The 16,991-nt window shown below is 49.0% G+C and carries 21 protein-coding genes and 1 tRNA gene; 15 read left to right on the forward strand and 7 right to left on the reverse strand.

The window, feature by feature from the left end; genetic code table 11:
• Positions 1-85 precede the first annotated feature (85 nt).
• Entirely contained in the window at positions 86-748 is a 663-nt protein-coding gene (locus tag BQ5809_RS03165) for a MarC family protein (protein WP_003785111.1), read from the forward strand.
• Between the two features lie 65 nt (positions 749-813).
• Here the strand turns inward: BQ5809_RS03165 and BQ5809_RS03170 are convergent, their stop codons facing one another.
• Positions 814-1,950 carry a 5-(carboxyamino)imidazole ribonucleotide synthase gene (locus tag BQ5809_RS03170; protein WP_003785114.1) on the reverse strand — a complete coding sequence of 379 codons (1,137 nt, stop codon included), beginning with the start codon at positions 1,948-1,950 and terminating at the stop codon, positions 814-816.
• Between the two features lie 124 nt (positions 1,951-2,074).
• Here BQ5809_RS03170 and BQ5809_RS03175 point away from each other — a divergent pair, with 124 nt between their 5' ends.
• Together BQ5809_RS03175 and BQ5809_RS03180 are read left to right on the forward strand one after the other, a co-directional pair.
• Positions 2,075-2,548, forward strand: a complete 474-nt coding sequence (locus tag BQ5809_RS03175) for a surface-adhesin E family protein (protein ID WP_019389810.1) — start codon at positions 2,075-2,077, stop codon at positions 2,546-2,548.
• Positions 2,549-2,559: 11 nt separating this feature from the next.
• Entirely contained in the window at positions 2,560-3,198 is a 639-nt protein-coding gene (locus tag BQ5809_RS03180; protein ID WP_003785116.1) for an isochorismatase family protein, read from the forward strand.
• Between the two features lie 89 nt (positions 3,199-3,287).
• Here BQ5809_RS03180 and BQ5809_RS03185 read toward each other — a convergent pair whose 3' ends face one another.
• Positions 3,288-3,836 (reverse strand): carboxymuconolactone decarboxylase family protein, encoded by a 549-nt coding sequence (locus BQ5809_RS03185; RefSeq protein WP_003785117.1) that lies wholly within the window; start codon positions 3,834-3,836, stop codon positions 3,288-3,290.
• A gap of 258 nt (positions 3,837-4,094) precedes the next feature.
• Between BQ5809_RS03185 and BQ5809_RS03190 the strand changes: the two genes are divergently transcribed.
• The 3 genes from BQ5809_RS03190 to BQ5809_RS03200 all read left to right on the forward strand — a co-directional run bounded on the left by BQ5809_RS03190 (position 4,095) and on the right by BQ5809_RS03200 (position 7,245).
• Positions 4,095-5,828: a biotin--[acetyl-CoA-carboxylase] ligase gene (locus BQ5809_RS03190; RefSeq protein ID WP_003785118.1), complete on the forward strand. Its 1,734-nt coding sequence runs from the start codon at positions 4,095-4,097 to the stop codon at positions 5,826-5,828.
• The gene (locus BQ5809_RS03195) at positions 5,825-6,370 is read left to right on the forward strand and encodes a hypothetical protein (RefSeq protein WP_003785119.1); all 546 of its coding nucleotides are present in this window, start codon (positions 5,825-5,827) and stop codon (positions 6,368-6,370) included. Before BQ5809_RS03190 ends, BQ5809_RS03195 begins: the two co-directional genes overlap by 4 nt.
• 71 nt (positions 6,371-6,441) lie before the next feature.
• On the forward strand, positions 6,442-7,245 hold the full coding sequence (locus tag BQ5809_RS03200; protein ID WP_003785120.1) for a tetratricopeptide repeat protein: 804 nt from the start codon (positions 6,442-6,444) through the stop codon (positions 7,243-7,245).
• A gap of 45 nt (positions 7,246-7,290) precedes the next feature.
• Here the strand turns inward: BQ5809_RS03200 and BQ5809_RS03205 are convergent.
• Positions 7,291-7,366 (reverse strand) — tRNA-Phe (locus BQ5809_RS03205).
• 177 nt (positions 7,367-7,543) lie between these two features.
• On the opposite strand from BQ5809_RS03205, the gene proB reads away from it, so the two are divergent.
• From proB to BQ5809_RS03250, 9 genes are all read left to right on the forward strand, one after another.
• On the forward strand, positions 7,544-8,671 hold the full coding sequence (gene proB / locus BQ5809_RS03210) for a glutamate 5-kinase (RefSeq protein WP_003785122.1): 1,128 nt from the start codon (positions 7,544-7,546) through the stop codon (positions 8,669-8,671).
• 54 nt (positions 8,672-8,725) lie between these two features.
• The gene (locus BQ5809_RS03215; RefSeq protein ID WP_003785123.1) at positions 8,726-9,079 is read left to right on the forward strand and encodes an SEL1-like repeat protein; all 354 of its coding nucleotides are present in this window, start codon (positions 8,726-8,728) and stop codon (positions 9,077-9,079) included.
• Positions 9,080-9,162: 83 nt separating this feature from the next.
• Positions 9,163-9,993, forward strand: a complete 831-nt coding sequence (locus BQ5809_RS03220; protein WP_162129779.1) for a basic amino acid ABC transporter substrate-binding protein — start codon at positions 9,163-9,165, stop codon at positions 9,991-9,993.
• Positions 9,994-10,170: 177 nt separating this feature from the next.
• Positions 10,171-10,455, forward strand: a complete 285-nt coding sequence (locus BQ5809_RS03225) for a type II toxin-antitoxin system RelB/DinJ family antitoxin (RefSeq protein ID WP_003785126.1) — start codon at positions 10,171-10,173, stop codon at positions 10,453-10,455.
• On the forward strand, positions 10,442-10,699 hold the full coding sequence (locus BQ5809_RS03230) for a type II toxin-antitoxin system YafQ family toxin (protein WP_003785127.1): 258 nt from the start codon (positions 10,442-10,444) through the stop codon (positions 10,697-10,699). Before BQ5809_RS03225 ends, BQ5809_RS03230 begins: the two co-directional genes overlap by 14 nt.
• A 271-nt stretch (positions 10,700-10,970) precedes the next feature.
• Entirely contained in the window at positions 10,971-12,293 is a 1,323-nt protein-coding gene (gene miaB, locus BQ5809_RS03235) for a tRNA (N6-isopentenyl adenosine(37)-C2)-methylthiotransferase MiaB (protein WP_003785131.1), read from the forward strand.
• 204 nt (positions 12,294-12,497) lie between these two features.
• Entirely contained in the window at positions 12,498-13,229 is a 732-nt protein-coding gene (gene aphA / locus BQ5809_RS03240) for an acid phosphatase AphA (protein ID WP_003791412.1), read from the forward strand.
• Positions 13,230-13,332: 103 nt separating this feature from the next.
• Positions 13,333-14,028, forward strand: coding sequence for a tetratricopeptide repeat protein (locus BQ5809_RS03245; RefSeq protein WP_003785134.1), 696 nt, complete (start codon positions 13,333-13,335; stop codon positions 14,026-14,028).
• Positions 14,025-15,125 carry a hypothetical protein gene (locus BQ5809_RS03250; RefSeq protein ID WP_003785136.1) on the forward strand — a complete coding sequence of 367 codons (1,101 nt, stop codon included), beginning with the start codon at positions 14,025-14,027 and terminating at the stop codon, positions 15,123-15,125. Before BQ5809_RS03245 ends, BQ5809_RS03250 begins: the two co-directional genes overlap by 4 nt.
• Positions 15,126-15,198: 73 nt before the next feature.
• Here BQ5809_RS03250 and murU read toward each other — a convergent pair whose 3' ends face one another.
• The 4 genes from murU to BQ5809_RS03265 form a co-directional block, all read right to left on the reverse strand.
• The gene (gene murU / locus BQ5809_RS03255) at positions 15,199-15,900 is read right to left on the reverse strand and encodes an N-acetylmuramate alpha-1-phosphate uridylyltransferase MurU (protein WP_003785138.1); all 702 of its coding nucleotides are present in this window, start codon (positions 15,898-15,900) and stop codon (positions 15,199-15,201) included.
• Positions 15,901-15,914: 14 nt separating this feature from the next.
• On the reverse strand, positions 15,915-16,247 hold the full coding sequence (locus BQ5809_RS03260) for a zinc ribbon domain-containing protein YjdM (protein WP_003785140.1): 333 nt from the start codon (positions 16,245-16,247) through the stop codon (positions 15,915-15,917).
• A gap of 32 nt (positions 16,248-16,279) precedes the next feature.
• Complete coding sequence (locus BQ5809_RS11080; protein WP_003785141.1) at positions 16,280-16,453, reverse strand: protein MIGRI; 174 nt, start codon at positions 16,451-16,453, stop codon at positions 16,280-16,282.
• A 61-nt stretch (positions 16,454-16,514) separates the two neighbouring features.
• Complete coding sequence (locus BQ5809_RS03265; protein ID WP_003785143.1) at positions 16,515-16,979, reverse strand: hypothetical protein; 465 nt, start codon at positions 16,977-16,979, stop codon at positions 16,515-16,517.
• Between the last annotated feature and the right edge of the window lie 12 nt (positions 16,980-16,991).

The following is a 16,991-nucleotide window of genomic DNA, read 5'->3' on the forward strand; positions in this document are numbered from 1 at the left end:
ACATTTTGCGCTCCAAATGTGCAGGCTGCTTTTTCTTTATTTACTTCGTGTTACAATGTTTTTTTACACATATAGGAGAAGTCGTATGCAGCTACAAATTGAAATCGCCAAAATCATTCTCGCTTTTATGGTGTTGATTAACCCGTTTAGCGCGTTGCCCGTGTATTTGGATTTGACCAAGCAATACGACAAAGCCGAACGCCGCAAAGTGGCGCAAATTGCGTCTTTTACGCTGTTCGTTACCATTGCCGTGTTCGCGCTGTCGGGCAATTTTATTTTGAAGCTGTTTGGCATCAGCACAGGCGCGTTCCAAGTGGGTGGCGGCATTTTGGTATTTTTGATTGCGATATCGATGATGAGTAGTGGCGACAATATGGCAAAACCGACCATTGGCGACGGCGAATACCATGAAATCAGTATCCAAAAAATCGATCACACCAAATTGGTTTCGACTTCTGTTGTGCCGATTGCGATTCCAATGATGATTGGGCCGGGCGGCATTTCGACGGTGGTGATTTATACGTCTTCTGCCAACACGCTGCTGGACAAGGCTTTGGTGATTATTGCAGGCGCGGTGATTTCGTTGATTTGCCTGATTTCGTTGCTGGCGGCGAATAAAATTAGCAAATTGTTGGGCGAAACGGGTTTGACAATTTTGAATCGGGTGATGGGTATGCTGCTGGCAGCGGTGGCAGTGGAAATTGTGGTGGCAGGGCTTAAATCGTTGTTTCCGATGTTGATGAAATAATATGTTTATAAAAAGTGCAGGCTGCTTTTTCGTATTCAAAAGCAGCCTGCACTTTATTGATACGATTATTTTTTTAATTCACCATGCAAACGTTGCGCGGTTTGATGCGCCGCATCGGCACTGTCCGCCAACACGGTAAAATGCCCCATTTTGCGCCCGACTCTTGCCGATAATTTGCCATACAAATGCAAATGTGCGTGGGTGTGTTGTTGCACGCTTGCCCAGTTTGGCTCACTGCCATCGCTGCCCCATACATCGCCCAAAATATTTGCCATGGTGCAAGGGGATAACAAATCGGTGGTGGCTGGTGGCAAGTGGCACATCAGTCGCACTTGTTGTTGGAATTGGCTGCTGGCGCAAGCGTCAATCGTGTGATGACCGCTGTTGTGTGGACGTGGTGCGATTTCGTTCACCACAATTTGCTGTTCATCGCCCACAATAAACATTTCTACCGCCAACACGCCAACGTAATCCAGCTCGTTGGCAAGGCGAATTGCCATTTCTTTGGCTTTCTGCTGTACGGCTTCGGGCAAACGGGCTGGCACAATGGAATACGCCAAAATGCCGTTTTCGTGGTGGTTTTCGGCTGGGTCAAACGTGGCGATTTGCTGGTTATTTAATCGGCAAACCACAACGGAAATTTCGGCGCGTAAATCCACCATGTGTTCCAACACGCAGGGGACGTTGCCGTGTGTGGTAAAAGCAGCCTGCACTTGTTCCAGTGTTTGCACGCGAATTTGTCCTTTGCCGTCATAGCCCAATGTGGCGGTTTTTAAAATTGCAGGCAACAAATTTGCCGTGTCGGGCGTGATGTCGCTGGCTTGGTTGATGACTTGATACGGTGCGGTTTGCAAACCTGCTTGGCGAATCCATGCTTTTTCGGCAATGCGATTTTGGGCAATGGCAACGCAATCGCCACTGGGCGACACATTGGTGTGTTGCGCCAAATCGCGCATGGATTGGGCGTTTACGTTTTCAAATTCGGTGGTAACGGCAGCGCATTGTGCCAATTCTTGCAAGGCGGTGGCATCGTCAAATGGCGCACACAAATGTTTATCGGCAAAACGTGCGGCTGGGGCGTTCGGGTCTGGGTCTAACACGGTTACGCGGTAGCCCATGGTTTTGGCGGCAAGCGTAAACATACTGCCTAGCTGTCCGCCGCCCAAAATGCCCAACATGGCTGGGGGTAGAATCGGATTCATAAGTGCGCCTTTACATCAACAAAATGGGAAAACGCGAATTTTAGCAGTTTTCGGCAAAGCAGCCTGCACAAATCGTGTGCTTCGTGGCACAATCTGCGTTTGTTTTGTTCACAAAGGTTTTTTCATGCAGACTTTTATTCGTGCGACCAGCGTGCTGCTGGCATTGTTTTTAACCGCGTGCGGTACGACCCAATCATCGCAATCCAATCCAGCCAATCAACAAACTAGCCAACTACTTAACGCAAAAGGCAAATGGCAATCATTGGGCAAAATCAGCAACGGCAATATGGAAGTGTCCTACGACACAGGCAGCCTGCACGTTACGCAAGGCATTATTCAAATCCGCAGCCGAACCGTGGTGCGCGATATGGAAAAAGAAAACTTCATCAACACGCCAGACTACAAAACCGCGGTGGGCGAATGGGAAATGGTGTGTGCCAAACAAACTTATCGCTTGCAGAGCATGAGTTTTTTTGATGTCAAACGCAATGTGTTGGCGCAACACAGCTACACGCATCAGCAAACGCCACCGATGCCCATTCAACCCAACACGCCAGCCAAAGTCTTGTTTGATGTGGCTTGCGGCAAAACTAACTAAACGGAATCGCCATGATTATTTCGCTAGACATTGACGCGCAAAAAACCTTCACGCCACTTTGCCCCGATGAATTGCCTGTGCAAGGCGGCGATGAAATTGTGGGGGAACTCAACGCACAGGCTGCTTTGGCAAATTTACGCGTCATGAGCAAAGACGCGCATTCGCCCCGCGCCAAATGGTTGTGCGCTTGCCACGCCGAACAACTTCGCCCAACAGGTTTGCCCAACGCGCCCGAAACATGGGTATCGCACGCCATAGTTGGCAGCCGTGGCTTTGAATTATTGGACGGTTTGCCCAGTAGCATCGAATACGATTTTTGCGTATGGAAAGGCATAGACCCCGAATTGCACCCCTATGGTGCGTGTTACCACGACATTGCCGAGCGATTAAGCACAGGCTTGATTGAATGGCTGCACGCCCAAAACGCCAGCGTGTTGATTGTGGGTGGCTTGGCAACCGATTATTGCGTCAAGGCGACCGTGTTGCAGCTATTGGCGGCAGGCAAATGGCGCGTGATTGTGAACCGTGCTGCGTGTCGTGGCATTGCGCCCGATACGGTGCAGGCTGCTTGGTTGGCGATGCAAAATGCAGGCGCGATGGTGTTGGACAATGCGGCGGAGATTGGGCGATATTTGAATCAAGGCGAGTAACGTCTATCTAACAAATAAAAAAGTGCAGGCTGCTTTTGAAAACTATCCAAAGGCAGCCTGCACTTTAATATTTATCTGTACGATTTAAATCATGCAAAATCAATCAATTCAGGATTGATTTCGGTTTTTGCCAAATTGTTGGTGTAGTTGCACAAAGTCGCCAATGCCACACCCAACACGACTTCTACCGATTGTCGTTGCGTGTAACCCGCGTTCAAAAACGCCGCCAATTCTGTGTCCGACACCGCGCCTTTGTTTTCCATTACCGCAACGGTAAAGTTTGCCAACGCGCTCAATTTGGCATCGTAAAAATCGGCTGGATTCACGGCGCGAGAAGCTGCAATCGCGTTTTCAGACAACAATTTTTTCAGCGTTGCCAATTTGGTATGACCTGCCACGCAAAAACCGCATTCGTTGCGTTTGGCAGCGATGATTTGTACTACTTCGCGTTCGCCAGCAGTCAAAGTCGTGTTGCCGTTCAATTTGCCCACTTCTTGATAAAACGCCAAAGCTTCGGGCGAATTGGCAAGCACGCCAATCAGGTTAGGCAAAAAGCCATTGTTTTTCAACGCGGCTTCTACGCGTGGTTTAGCGGCTTCGGGTGCGGTTTCTACGGTGTGAATGGTTAAACGTGCCATGATGCGTGTCCTTATATCAATAAAAAAGATGGCGCATTATATGTCAGCATGGATTTTGTGCAAAGATTGATTGATGCTAGTGGCTATAACCAAAAGCAATAAGAATAAGTGAGATGGAAATATAGTGAATTAAATTTAGATTAGTACAGTGTTGCCAACTCCCTTATGTACTAGATGTACACGGCGGTCGTTGTCGCCTTGTCCTAATCTAAATTTAATCCACTATACAAAGCAGCCTGCACTCAAATTTCGGGTAAAATGGTGGCTTTTCTTTTTGTTTACTTTGTATCCATGCCTGCATTTCGTTTACTCACCCTTTTGGCAGATGGACGCGCTCATCATATTACCGAATTGGCTCGGGCAATAGAGCGCGTACCGCAGCAACTTAATTCCATTTGGCAGCAAGTGCCAGCGCATTTGCAACCTTTGTTGCGCCAACGAGATGGCGTGTGGCAGCTTTCGCGCCCATTGGCTTGGTTGGACGATGCGGCAAATCTTGCGCCATTTGCGCTGACCGTGTTGCGCGAAACCACGTCCAGCAACGATGTGTTGCTCAACGCTGCGCGAAATGGCGAGTCAATTCATCGCAAAGTGGTGGTGGCGCATCGTCAAAGTGCAGGGCGTGGACGACAAGGCAGAACGTGGCAACATCGTGTGGGCGAATGTTTGATGTTCAGCGTGGGTTGGACGATGTCGGTAGCGCAAAGCCAAGTGGGTGCGGTTACATTGGTGGTGGCGTTGGCGTGTCAGCAAGCGTTGGCAAAACTGGGCTGCGAAGTGCAAATCAAATGGCCCAACGATTTGGTCATCGGTTTGGACAAATTGGGTGGGATTTTGGTGGAATCGGTGCGCCACAATGGTCAAACGCATTTGGTGATTGGCATTGGCATCAACTTTTTATCGTCACCCAATGTCGAACAAATCGCCGCCGTCCAAGCAGCCTGCACCAGCAAGCCAACCGCGCACGATGTGTTAAACGAAGTCGTACAACAATTAAACGATTTATTGCCGCAATTTGAACAACAAGGCTTTGCACCGATGCAGGCTGTTTATGAAGCGGCACATCGCGACCAACAACAAGATGTGGTGCTGCTCAACGATGGCGTGTTGCAGCATCAAGGGCGCGTGCTGGGTATTGATGACACAGGCGCGTTGCGTTTGCAAACCCAATCGGGCGAACAAAAAATTGTGAGCGGCGAAATTAGTTTGCGCCGCCCAGAACAATGCGCCGTGCCAACACAGCCAACGGAATCGCACTATTTATTATTGGACGGCGGCAATAGTCGGCTCAAATGGGCATGGGTACAAAATGGCGAGATTTTGCAGACTCATGCCGCCCACTATCGCGATTTAACCGCATTGGCGAACGATTGGCAGCGTCATAGCCAACCGCATACGCGCATTATTGGTTCGGCGGTGTGCGATGCGGAAAAGCTGCAACAAGTGCAGGCTGCTTTGCCTTTGCCGATTCAATGGCTAGGGTCAATGGAGCAAGCGTTGGGCATTCGCAATCACTATCGTCATGTAAACGAACATGGCGCAGACCGCTGGTTCAATGTGTTGGGCAGCCGCAAGTTCACGCAAAACGCTTGTGTGGTGGTGAGCTGTGGCACAGCGGTAACGGTGGACGCGCTCACGCACAACAATCACTATTTGGGCGGCAGTATCATGCCAGGCTTTTATTTGATGCGCGAATCGCTGTTGCGCCGTACCGCCCAATTAAATCGCCCAGAAGGGGAGTATTACGAATTTCCCACCACCACTTCCAACGCGATTACCACAGGCATGACCGATGCGATTTGTGGCGCGATTATGATGATGCACGCGCGTTTGCAACAACGCACCCACACCCAAGTCGATATTATTATTACAGGCGGTGGCGCACTCAAAGTCGCCAAAGCCTTGCCCGAGCGTTTTGTTTTAGACAACAACGTCAAAATTGTAGATAATCTTGTGATTTTCGGATTGCTAAACTGGATAAACCAACAATGAAATGGCTGTTTTTTACCCTTGTCGCTTTAAATTTAATCGTGTTTGCAGGCATGCTAGCGCGTAAAATCTATCAACCAGCCCCTGTTGCGGCGGTGGTTGCGCCCCAATCTGCGCCACAACAACCCAGCCAAGTCATCATCAACACAGGCACGGGCGCAGTGGCGATTCCGAGCAATGGCGGTGCCAATACGGCTCGTCCTGTTGCAAATGCGCCACGTTCTGCGCCTGCACCACGCACGACCAGCAGCACTACGTCACGCAACACCGCCAACGAAGGCGCAGCTGAATCTCGCCCAGCGCATCGTGCTTGTTCCGCTCGTGTGAGTATGCCTGCCGATGACTATCATCGCATCAAAGGCTTGCTCAACAATTTCCCACACGCAGCAACCAGCCAAGTCGTGCAGGGCGGCGGCGAGGGCAACGCGCAAAGTTCAACACGCATGAATGTGCTGTTTATGAATGTAACCGACCAAGATGCCAGCGCGATTCAAGCCGTAGTGGGGCGATATGGTCAGTTGAACCGCACACCGTGTAATCAATAATATTCAAAAGCAGCCTGCACTTTTGGTTTGACTTGCAGGCTGCTTTTTCATTTTCATTGGAAAACTACATCATGAACCTAAACCAACTCCAACTCGACACCGCCTTTGCTCACATAGACAAAGGCAACTACGCCGCCGCTGCCCCCGTATTGCGCCGTTTTGCCGAACAGGGCGATTTAGACGCGCAATACCAATACGCCTTTATGCTCGAACACGGATTGGGCGTAAAAACCAATTTAGTGCAGGCTGCTTTTTGGTATGAAAAAGCCGCCCAGCAAGGCGACGTTGCCGCCCAATTTAACTATGCCGAATGCTTGGAAGATGGCGTAGGCGTGGCTCAAGACTATGTGCAGGCTGCTTTTTGGTACGACAAAGCCGCCCAGCAAGGCGACATAGACGCACAAAACAACTTGGCACGCCTGTATGCCGAAGGCTTGTTGGGCGAACAAAACTACCCACGCGCCGCCGAATACTGGCGCATGGCAGCCGAACAAGGCGATGACGAAGCCCTATACAACTTGGGCGTGGTTTACGATGACGGTTTGGGCGTTACTGCCGATTATGCCAAAGCCGCCGATTACTACACCCAAGCCGCCGAATTGGGCAACCCCGATGCTATGGTCAATTTAGGTTTGCTGTATCAAGAAGGCTACGGCGTAGCGCAAGATTGGACACAAGCCGCGCACTATTTTCGCCAGGCCGCCGAATTGGGCGATGCCGATGGACAATTCAATTTAGGTTTATCGTATGCACAAGGCGAAGGCGTAGCACAAAACTACGATGAAGCCGCCAAATGGTGGAAACGCGCCGTCGCACAAGATAACGCCGATGCCGCCGCCGCGTTGAAAGAATTAGCAAAGATTCGGCAAGAATAGCGCAAAACAAAAAGCCCAAGCAAATCGCTTGGGCTTTTTTAAATTTGGTGGCCAGAGGCGGGATCGAACCGCCGACACACGGATTTTCAATCCGTTGCTCTACCGACTGAGCTATCTGGCCAAGAAAGATGCGAATTAAAGCAGAAAACGTAAACGGTGGCAAGCAAAAAATATCGCCCCAAACCAACCGACTTTGTTTATTAACGGAAAAAATATCAAAAAGCAGCCTGCACTTTCGCCACATCGCAAAAAATGATATAACCGCCCCTTTCGTTTACCAAATTGCAGGCTGCTTGCGATGACAAATACACAAAACTTATCTTGCGCCAAATTGGTGGTGGTCAAAGTCGGTTCTAGCTTGGTCACTGCCGAGGGCAAAGGCATTGACCAAACCGCGCTCAACAACTGGGTAACGCAAATCGCGCACATCAAACGCGCTGGCACAGACGTGATTTTGGTGTCCAGCGGTGCAATTGCCGAGGGCGTTAAACGCTTGGGCTGGGCAAAACGCCCCACCGCTATCAACGAATTGCAGGCTGCTGCTGCGGTTGGACAAATGGGTATCGCGCAAGCCTACGAACGCGCATTTTCCGCGCACCAGCTCAACACCGCGCAAATTTTATTGACCCACGAAGATTTAAGCGACCGCACGCGCTATTTGAATGCACGAAGCACGCTCAAAACTCTGTTGTCGCAAGGCATTGTGCCTGTCATCAACGAAAACGACACCGTTACCACCGATGAAATCAAATTGGGCGATAACGACACGCTGGGTGCATTGGTAACCAATTTGGTGGACGCAGACGCGCTCATCATTTTGACCGACCAACGTGGTTTGTATGACAGCGACCCGCGCAAAAATCCGCAAGCCCAATTCATCAGCGAAATTTCTGCCGCTCACCCCGAATTGGAAAACATGGCTGGCGGCGCAGGCACAGGCGTTGGCACAGGCGGTATGTATACCAAAGTGTTGGCAGCCAAACGCGCGGCTTTGAGTGGCGCAAGCACGGTGGTGGCTTCTGGGCGCGAAGAAAACGTGTTGGCGCGATTGTGTTCGGGCGAAAGCATTGGCACACTGTTTACCAGCGAATTTAGCCGTGTGAATGCGCGTAAACAATGGCTGTTGGGGCATATTCAAATCGCAGGCAGCGTGAACGTAGATTTGGGCGCAGAAAAAGCGTTGTTGGAGAAAAACGGCAGCTTGTTGCCAGTCGGCTGCGTGCGCGTGAACGGACATTTTCATCGTGGCGAATTGATTGCGGTGCTAAACGAAAACGGCAAGGAAATCGCGCGTGGTTTAACCAATTACAGCAGCGCGGAAACGGCGAAAATTTTGCGTTGCCATGCCAATGAAATCAGCCAAAAACTCGGTTTTGCGTTTGAAGATGAATTGATTCATCGCGATAATTTGGCGTTGCATGTTTAACGGGTGGTTATTTACCACTGACGCAAACTTAAAAAAACAACAGGAACAAAAATCATGAAAAAAATAGCAATTTTTCTCGCCAGCGTGTGTTTAGCAAGCAGCCTGCACGCGCAAACGCCGCGTACCGAAGCCGAAGTGTATGCCTATCGCCAAGCCATGCAATCGGCAAATCGCGATTTGCAATCGGGCAATGTGCAGGCTGCTTTTGCTACGATTAAAGCACAAGCCGAGCTGGGTTTTGTGGAAGCGCAATATATTTTGGCGACTTTGTATCACGATGGCGAAGGTACAGCACAAGACATCGCCCAAGCAAAATTGTGGTATGAACGCGCTGCTGCACAAGCCGATAATGCAGAAATCGCCGCGTTGGCACAGCAAGCGTTGGACGAATTGGCGAGCAGTAAATAAAAAAGCAGCCTGCACATTGCGACTGCTTCGTGTAGCGTGTAGTATGCACTTTTTTCCCACTTCCAAATAGGACTAGATTCATGATTTTAACGAATAAATGGCTTGCCGCAGCCGTATCTTGCGTGGCACTTTCTTTAACCGCTTGTGGTGGCAGCAACAGCGGCAATCAAACTGCTGCGCCAGCACCTGCTTCGGACACCAATAGCGCATCAACCGCTTCTGCACCAGCATCGGGCAAAGTATTGCGCGTGGCGATGAATGCCGAGTTCGCGCCGTTTGAATCGTTGGACGCGCAACAAAATATCGAAGGCTTTGATGTGGATTTGATGAACGCGATGGCAAAAGCAGGCAATTTCCAAGTGCAATTCCAACATCAACCGTGGGATAGCTTGTTCCCAGCGTTGTCGCAAGGCGATGTGGACGTGGTGATGTCGGGCGTAACCATCACAGACGAGCGTAAAATGACGATGGACTTTACCGAGCCGTATTACCAAATCACACAAGTGGTTTTGGTTACACCAGGTAAAAAAGTACAAAATATCAATGATGTAAAATCTCTATCCAAAGTGGGCGTGGTAACAGGTCATACAGGCGACTTTGCTGCACAGAAAATTTTTGGCGCAACCAGTGGTAACATCGCACGCTTCAAAACGCTGCCTTTGATGCTGAAAGAAGTGGAAAGCAGCGGCGTAGATGCAGGTATTAGCGACAGCGCGGTGGTAGCAAACTACGTTAAAAACAACGAAAGCAAAGGCTTTACCATGGTTCAAGTACCTGACTTTACTGTGGAAAACTACGGTATTGCAGTGAAAAAAGGCAACCAAGAAACTTTGGATATGCTGAATGCCGCGCTGAAAAAAGTCCGCGAAAGTGGCGAATACACGCAAATTGAAAGCAAATATTTCGCGAAATAATCGCGCATAAACAAAGTGCAGGCTGCTTTTGAATACGAAAAAGCAGCCTGCAATTTATAGTGCTTTAAATCTCACATTTAAATTGTTCTTATCTTGGCAACAGCTTCATTCTCAAATTGAAAAAGTAAAGAAAATGTTTTACTATTGCTTACAAATGTACTGCAAAAAGGAATTATCATGCCTACCGTAAACTTTAATATGCGCTTGGACACCGAATTGCGAGACCGTGCTTTTCCTGTGATTGAACGCTTTGGTTTATCGCCAGCACAAGCATTTAAGCTATTTTTAACCCAAGCTGCGGCAACGAACACTTTGCCGCTTTCATTTGACTACCCAGAGCCAAACGGCATGACACCGCAAGCTGTGGCGTTGCTCAAACAATCCATTGCTGAAATGGACAGCAACAGCGAAACCTTTGCCGATATTCAAGCCCTTGCCAGAGTAGCCGATGAAAACGCTTAAAACATCAAACGTATTCAAAAAAGATTTGAAAAAGCATGGTTTAGCCGCAGAATTGGTGGACGTGTTGTATTATTTGCAAAACGGTTTAACCTTGCCCGAAAAATACCGAGACCATGCACTTAAAGGCGAGTTTGCTGGGTTTCGCGATTGCCACGTTAAGCCTGATTTGGTGCTGATTTATCGCGATAACGGCGAGCTATTGGAATTGCACCGTTTGGATACGCATTCCGAAGTATTTGGCTAATTATTGTGCTACAACAACAATCACGACCATGATGATTTTATAGTGAAATGAAGTCGCAATAGTACAGCGTTGCCAACGCCCTTATGTACTAGATGTACACGGCGGTCGTTGTCGCCTTGTCCTATTTTTATTTCATTTCACTATAATTCCTATTGCAAAATCAGTATAATGCGCGTCTTCTCATTGCAGGCTGCTTTGGACAACAACAAGCAGCCTGCACTATTTTAACCATCAGCCCCGCTATTACGGGCTACCTGAAAGAACACAAACCATGAAAAAAGTATTTATCCGCACCTTTGGCTGCCAAATGAACGAATACGACAGCGAAAAAATGCTCGCTGTATTAGCCGAAGAACACGGCGGTATTGAACAAGTTGCCGAACCCGAAGGCGCAGACATTATTTTGTTTAACACTTGCTCGGTGCGCGAAAAAGCACAAGAAAAAGTGTTTTCTGATTTGGGTCGCGTGAAACATTTGAAAAAAGACAATCCGCAGTTAATCATTGGCGTGGCAGGTTGCGTGGCTTCGCAAGAGGGCGAGGCGATTATTGAACGTGCGCCGTATGTGGATGTCGTTTTCGGGCCGCAAACTTTGCACCGCTTGCCTAAAATGATTGTGGACAAAGAAACCACAGGCTTGTCGCAAGTGGATATTTCGTTCCCCGAAATTGAAAAATTTGACCACTTGCCGCCAGCGCGTGTGGAAGGCGGCAGTGCGTTTATTTCCATTATGGAAGGCTGTTCAAAATATTGCTCATTCTGCGTTGTGCCGTACACACGCGGCGAAGAATTTTCACGCCCACTCAATGATGTGCTGACGGAAATCGCGAACTTGGCGCAACAAGGTGTGAAAGAAATCAATCTGTTAGGACAAAACGTAAACGCCTATCGCGGCGAAATGGACAACGGCGAAATTTGCGATTTTGCGACTTTATTGCGTATCGTGCATGAAATCCCTGGCATTGAACGTATGCGTTTCACAACTAGCCACCCACGCGAATTTTCGGACGCGATTATTGAATGCTATCGCGATTTGCCGAAATTGGTTTCGCATTTGCATTTGCCAATTCAAAGCGGTTCTGACCGCGTGTTGAGCGCGATGAAACGCGGTTACACGGCGTTGGAATACAAATCCATTATTCGCAAATTACGCGCCATTCGCCCTGATTTGTGTTTGAGTTCGGATTTTATTGTCGGCTTCCCAGGGGAAACAGAACGCGAATTTGAACAAACATTGAAATTAGTCAAAGACATCGCGTTTGATTTGAGTTTCGTGTTTATTTACAGTCCGCGCCCTGGTACGCCAGCCGCGAATTTGCCAGACGACACGCCACACGAAGAAAAAGTGCGTCGTTTGGAAGCCTTGAACGAAGTGATTGAAGCCGAAACAGCGCAGATTAACCAGTCTATGCTTGGCACGATTCAACGCTGTTTGGTGGAGGGCGTATCCAAAAAAGACCCTGACCAACTGCAAGCGCGTACCGCCAACAATCGCGTTGTGAATTTCTATGGCACGCCTGATTTAATCAATCAAATGGTGGAATTGGAAATTACCGAAGCGCGTACGTTCTCTTTGACGGGCGAATTGGTTTAATCGGAAATATAACGAGTGTCGAGGTCAAGACCGCCGACCTACGTTGTAACCGCACAAAGCAGCCTGCATTTTTCATCAATAAAAAAATGCAGGCTGCTTTTTTTGTGTTTTTGCTGCTTTAAAAACCTTGTAAAAAGGCATAGAATAGCTAACGTAAACTTGCGAAAGTTTGCATTTATTGATGAATATAATCAGGAGAAAATCATGAAATTAGCAGCAAAAATCATCGCCGCCACCGTATTAGCCGCCGTGAGCATGGGCGTTCAAGCCAAAGGCCCAAAAGTGGACTATACGCACCCAGGTATCACAGCCATTGACATGAAAAACGCCAACCAAGTCAAATGGGTAACGGTAGAGCAAATCCGCGAAAGCCTGAAAAATAAACCGCCTATGACAGTATCGTTTGACATTGACGACACAGTGCTGGTGTCATCGCAATGCTTCTATTATGGTAAAAACACGTTTTCGCCAAACGATTATAGCTATTTGAAAAATCAAGCGTTTTGGAACTATGTTGCCGATGGTTGCGACCGCAGCTCTATCCCCAAAGAATCGGCTGCTGCTTTGATTAAAATGCACCAAGAACGTGGCGACCAAGTGGTGTTTATCACGGGACGTACAGGTCATACCAATAACGACCCAACGCGCTTGGACGTGCTTGCCACTTTGCTGGAACGTGCGTTTAACGTGAAAAATATGCAACCCGTGAACTACACCAAAGACACGCCTGTTGCGCCGTATCAATACGACAAAACGTATTACATTGTGAAACATAAATCGCAAATTCACTACGGCGACAGCAATGATGATGTGTTGGCTGCGCGTGAAGCAGGCATTCGCGGCATTCGCGTGATTCGTCCGCAAGTGAGCACCAACCGCCCATTGCCAATCAATGGCGGCTATGGCGAAGAAGTGTTGGTGGATTCGTCTTACTAATTTGAATCAACATAAAAAATGCAGGCTGCTTTTGCTGGAATGGGAAAAGCAGCCTGCACTTAACTATTAAATATTAAATAAACAAAAAATTTACTTCACACACATGACCAAACCGCTTTCATTGATTATCAGCCTGCTGGGTTTAGCCGCCTGCGCCACATCGCCCCAATCTGCACCCCCTATTGTGCAGGCTGCTTCTGTACCTACCAGCATTCCTTATCCCGAACCGACACAAGCCGAGCAAATCAATCAACTGGCGATACAAGTGGCGCGTTTGGAGCAGCAAATCGCTGTCTTAACCGAGCAACTCAATCAACACGAAACAAAGCATCATTCGCGCAACACATCGCGCAACCAAACCAAGCAGCCTGCACCCAAACGTGTAACTGCGCCCGCAGTCAGCCAAAGTAAACCCGAAGCCAGCACATCGCCACTATCGCAAGCGCAAACGTGGTACAAACAAGGTCAATATCAAAAAGTGCTGGATTTATTGCGCTTACACGATAGCGGTGGCAACGGCGATGCAAACGCGCAGCAGAGCATGATTTTGTTGTTACAAAGTAATCAAAAATTGGGCTATTGTCAGTCGGTTATCCAAATTGGACAGCGATTTGCGACCTTATTTGCCCAACACGATTTCGCGCCCGAAGCCTTGTATGCCGTAGGACAATGCCAATGGCAAATCCAGCAACGCGACATCGCCAAAGAAACATGGCGCAATCTTGTTTTGCGCTACCCAAACACCCCTGCCGCACGCCGCGCAGGCTCATCAAACTCAGTTAAAAAGGACACGCCATGACCGCCGTATTACCCGACACGCGCCCCTATCCCACTGACCCTGTTAAAAGTGATTTGTTGTTGTATGCAGGACAAGTCGCCCACGCCACGTCCAACGCATCGCGCACGTTGGCGCAAGGCAATTTGGCGGCAAAAATCAGCGAAATGTTCGCGCAACGCCACCCTTTGTGGCTGTCTGTGGCGATGAGCATGGCTGCCGACCGCGAAACCTACACCGTGTTGATGGACACGGTAGATGACGTATTACGCGCCAAACACGACGACGAAGTGCAATGGTTTGCCTTGCCTGTGATTGTGGTTGCAGGCACAAAACAAGCCACCGCGCTGCTCACCGCCAGCCCTGCTGCCGAGCTGTGTGGCGTGTTGGCAAATTACCCAGCTTTGCGCCCCTTGACCCACGCCACTTGGCTACCCAATTTGCTTCGTGCCGATGATTTCGCGCAAATCAAAGCCGAAGATTGGTATGCCGCCAAACAAAGCGTGCAGGCTGCCGAACAATTCGCACAAAACTTGCTGATTCGCGCTGCTGAATTGCCCAAAGACCAATCGGTACACGTTTTGTATGCCTTGGGCTATGGCTCAACCGAAGTGCAGGCTGCTTTGGGACAAAACTTGCGCGAAGCCGCTTTGCCGTTGATGCAAGTGTGGCAACAGCATTTGACCCAATCGGGTATGACTTTGTTTACCAATCCGCTCAACGCCCAATCGCCGATTGCCGCGCTTGCTGATGCCAGCCAAATGCGCCTACGCATGGCGTTGGACGTGTTTGCTGCCAACGCGATTCGTGCGGTGCGTTTGCAAAGTCCGCGAGTTGGCGTGGTGATGGCAGCGCAAACGGGCGGCAAATTGCTGTTTGGCTTCAACGCCACCGAATCGGCATACAATTTGCCTAACTTGGTGTTTACATGGAATTTGTTGCCGCGCGACCACATTGCCAGCATTCAGCAAAACTTTTTGGATTTGCTCACCGATTGCCAAGTGGAAAACGTGTATTTGCTGCACGAGCCGCTATCCGAAAATGCCGAATTGCCGAGCTATGCCCAAGCGCCAGATTTGATGGGGCATAATCCACTGTTTGGCAATGGTACGGTGCATTGAGTTAGCCAAATGAATAAAAAAATGCAGGCTGCTTTTTGATGATTTCAAAAGCAGCCTGCACTTTTTGTGTTGTTTACTTCAATCGCCCCTGCAATGCCCATTCATTGGCTTGCTGCAAGCGTTCCACCGTGCCGACATCGAGCCACAAACCGCTATGCCATTGCCCCGACACGCGATTTTGCGTCATCGCTTGTCGCAACAAGGGCGCGAGTTTTGCCACCGTGTTCGCAGGCGTGTCGGCAAACAAATCGGGCGAATACACGCCCACACCGCTAAATGTGCCTGCTTTGCCGTTTTGTGGATTGGCATCAAGCAAACCATTTTGTTGCAACGAAAAATCGCCAGTTGGATTGTGTTCTGGGTTATCCACCAGCCACAAATGCGCCAGTTGATTGGGTTGCCATTGGCTTGTCAAAGTGCAGGCTGCTTTGAAGTTTATATCGGTCAGCACATCGCCATTCACCACCAAAAACGGCTCATCGCCCAGCAAGGGTAGGGCGGTTGCAATGCCGCCTGCGGTTTCCAGCCCACCTGCACATTCGGGCGAATAGGCGATGTTCACGCCATAATCGTCGCCTTTGCCCAGCGTGTCTTCCAGTTGCTGCCCCAACCATGCGTGGTTGATGACAATTTCGCGGATACCAGCAGCGGCGAGTCGGCGCAAATGCCAACCAATGAGCGGTTCTTCGCCCACGCGCAACAGTGGTTTGGGCGTGTGGTCGGTTAGGGGGCGCATTCTTTCGCCACGTCCTGCGGCTAAAATCATCGCTTTCATGTGCAGGCTGCTTTCTAGGCTTTTTTGACAAATTCCGATTTCAAGTTCATGGGCGTGCCGTCAATTTTGCAGCCAATGTCGTGGTCGCCGTCTTGCAGGCGAATGCCTTTGACTTTTGTGCCTTGTTTGATGACCATGCTGCTGCCTTTAACTTTCAAATCTTTAATCAAAACAACGGTGTCGCCGTCTGCCAAGGGTGTGCCGTTGGCATCTTTAACGATAACGGTTTCTTCGCTGGCAGTTTGGTCAGACTCTTGCCATTCGTGAGCGCATTCGGGGCAAACCAGTTGTGCGCCATCGTGATAAGTCAAATCGGATTGGCATTGTGGGCAATGCGGTAAATTCATGGTTGTTCCTTAATTTGTTTACAAAAAATGTGCTACCACATTCTCCATAGCAACGATAAAAACGCCACCAACAGCAAAATTTTTGCCATGAGCGACACCAATTCGTGTACGGTTTTTTGCTGCTTTTTGCTTAAAAAGTTTTTGATGATTAAGCCAATCATCAGCAAAAAGAATAAAACCGTAAAATATTTAAAGATGATATTCATACAATAAAGTGCAGGCTGCTTTTTCTATTTCAAAAGCAGCCTGCACATTTTATCAATGCGATTAATTCAATTTTGCCGTTGCTGCACGGTCTAATTTGCAGTTGTCCAACACAATGCTTTGTTGTGCGCCTTCGGTTTGCGCTACCGAGAATTTGCCGCCATCAACCTTGTCGACATTTTCCGACGTAGCAGGCATTGCCGTCCACACTACTGTGCGAACGTCTGGGTCTTGGCTCACAAAGCGGTTCATTGGCACAAAGCCATCGCGCCACATACCTGGGGTTATTTCGCCGTTGATTTTAAGCTGAACCACTTCCACGTTTGTGCCAACAAAACCATACATTGCCGTCATTTTTTGTTGAACCGATTTGCCTGCAATTTGTGCGGTGCAAACATAAGCCACTTCTTTTTTACCATCAACATTGGTTGGCGTGGTGGCTGCGGCAATAGTCGGTGCGGTTTCCGCGCCAGCCAATGCCGCGCTGCCTGCCAATAAAATAGCGGTGATGGTTTGATTCCATTTCATAAAGCACTCCTT

Origin of the sequence: Kingella kingae ATCC 23330 (assembly GCF_900111845.1) — a bacterium.
Lineage (GTDB): Bacteria > Pseudomonadota > Gammaproteobacteria > Burkholderiales > Neisseriaceae > Kingella > Kingella kingae.

Bases quoted from the DNA above. Each gene is read 5' to 3' on its own strand.
- BQ5809_RS03165 (WP_003785111.1), top strand. From the start codon at position 86: ATGCAGCTACAAATTGAAATCGCCAAAATCATTCTCGCTTTTATGGTG.
- BQ5809_RS03170 (WP_003785114.1), bottom strand. From the start codon at position 1,950: ATGAATCCGATTCTACCCCCAGCCATGTTGGGCATTTTGGGCGGCGGA.
- BQ5809_RS03175 (WP_019389810.1), top strand. From the start codon at position 2,075: ATGCAGACTTTTATTCGTGCGACCAGCGTGCTGCTGGCATTGTTTTTA.
- BQ5809_RS03180 (WP_003785116.1), top strand. From the start codon at position 2,560: ATGATTATTTCGCTAGACATTGACGCGCAAAAAACCTTCACGCCACTT.
- BQ5809_RS03185 (WP_003785117.1), bottom strand. From the start codon at position 3,836: ATGGCACGTTTAACCATTCACACCGTAGAAACCGCACCCGAAGCCGCT.
- BQ5809_RS03190 (WP_003785118.1), top strand. From the start codon at position 4,095: ATGGTGGCTTTTCTTTTTGTTTACTTTGTATCCATGCCTGCATTTCGT.
- BQ5809_RS03195 (WP_003785119.1), top strand. From the start codon at position 5,825: ATGAAATGGCTGTTTTTTACCCTTGTCGCTTTAAATTTAATCGTGTTT.
- BQ5809_RS03200 (WP_003785120.1), top strand. From the start codon at position 6,442: ATGAACCTAAACCAACTCCAACTCGACACCGCCTTTGCTCACATAGAC.
- proB (WP_003785122.1), top strand. From the start codon at position 7,544: ATGACAAATACACAAAACTTATCTTGCGCCAAATTGGTGGTGGTCAAA.
- BQ5809_RS03215 (WP_003785123.1), top strand. From the start codon at position 8,726: ATGAAAAAAATAGCAATTTTTCTCGCCAGCGTGTGTTTAGCAAGCAGC.
- BQ5809_RS03225 (WP_003785126.1), top strand. From the start codon at position 10,171: ATGCCTACCGTAAACTTTAATATGCGCTTGGACACCGAATTGCGAGAC.
- BQ5809_RS03230 (WP_003785127.1), top strand. From the start codon at position 10,442: ATGAAAACGCTTAAAACATCAAACGTATTCAAAAAAGATTTGAAAAAG.
- miaB (WP_003785131.1), top strand. From the start codon at position 10,971: ATGAAAAAAGTATTTATCCGCACCTTTGGCTGCCAAATGAACGAATAC.
- aphA (WP_003791412.1), top strand. From the start codon at position 12,498: ATGAAATTAGCAGCAAAAATCATCGCCGCCACCGTATTAGCCGCCGTG.
- BQ5809_RS03245 (WP_003785134.1), top strand. From the start codon at position 13,333: ATGACCAAACCGCTTTCATTGATTATCAGCCTGCTGGGTTTAGCCGCC.
- BQ5809_RS03250 (WP_003785136.1), top strand. From the start codon at position 14,025: ATGACCGCCGTATTACCCGACACGCGCCCCTATCCCACTGACCCTGTT.
- murU (WP_003785138.1), bottom strand. From the start codon at position 15,900: ATGAAAGCGATGATTTTAGCCGCAGGACGTGGCGAAAGAATGCGCCCC.
- BQ5809_RS03260 (WP_003785140.1), bottom strand. From the start codon at position 16,247: ATGAATTTACCGCATTGCCCACAATGCCAATCCGATTTGACTTATCAC.
- BQ5809_RS11080 (WP_003785141.1), bottom strand. From the start codon at position 16,453: ATGAATATCATCTTTAAATATTTTACGGTTTTATTCTTTTTGCTGATG.
- BQ5809_RS03265 (WP_003785143.1), bottom strand. From the start codon at position 16,979: ATGAAATGGAATCAAACCATCACCGCTATTTTATTGGCAGGCAGCGCG.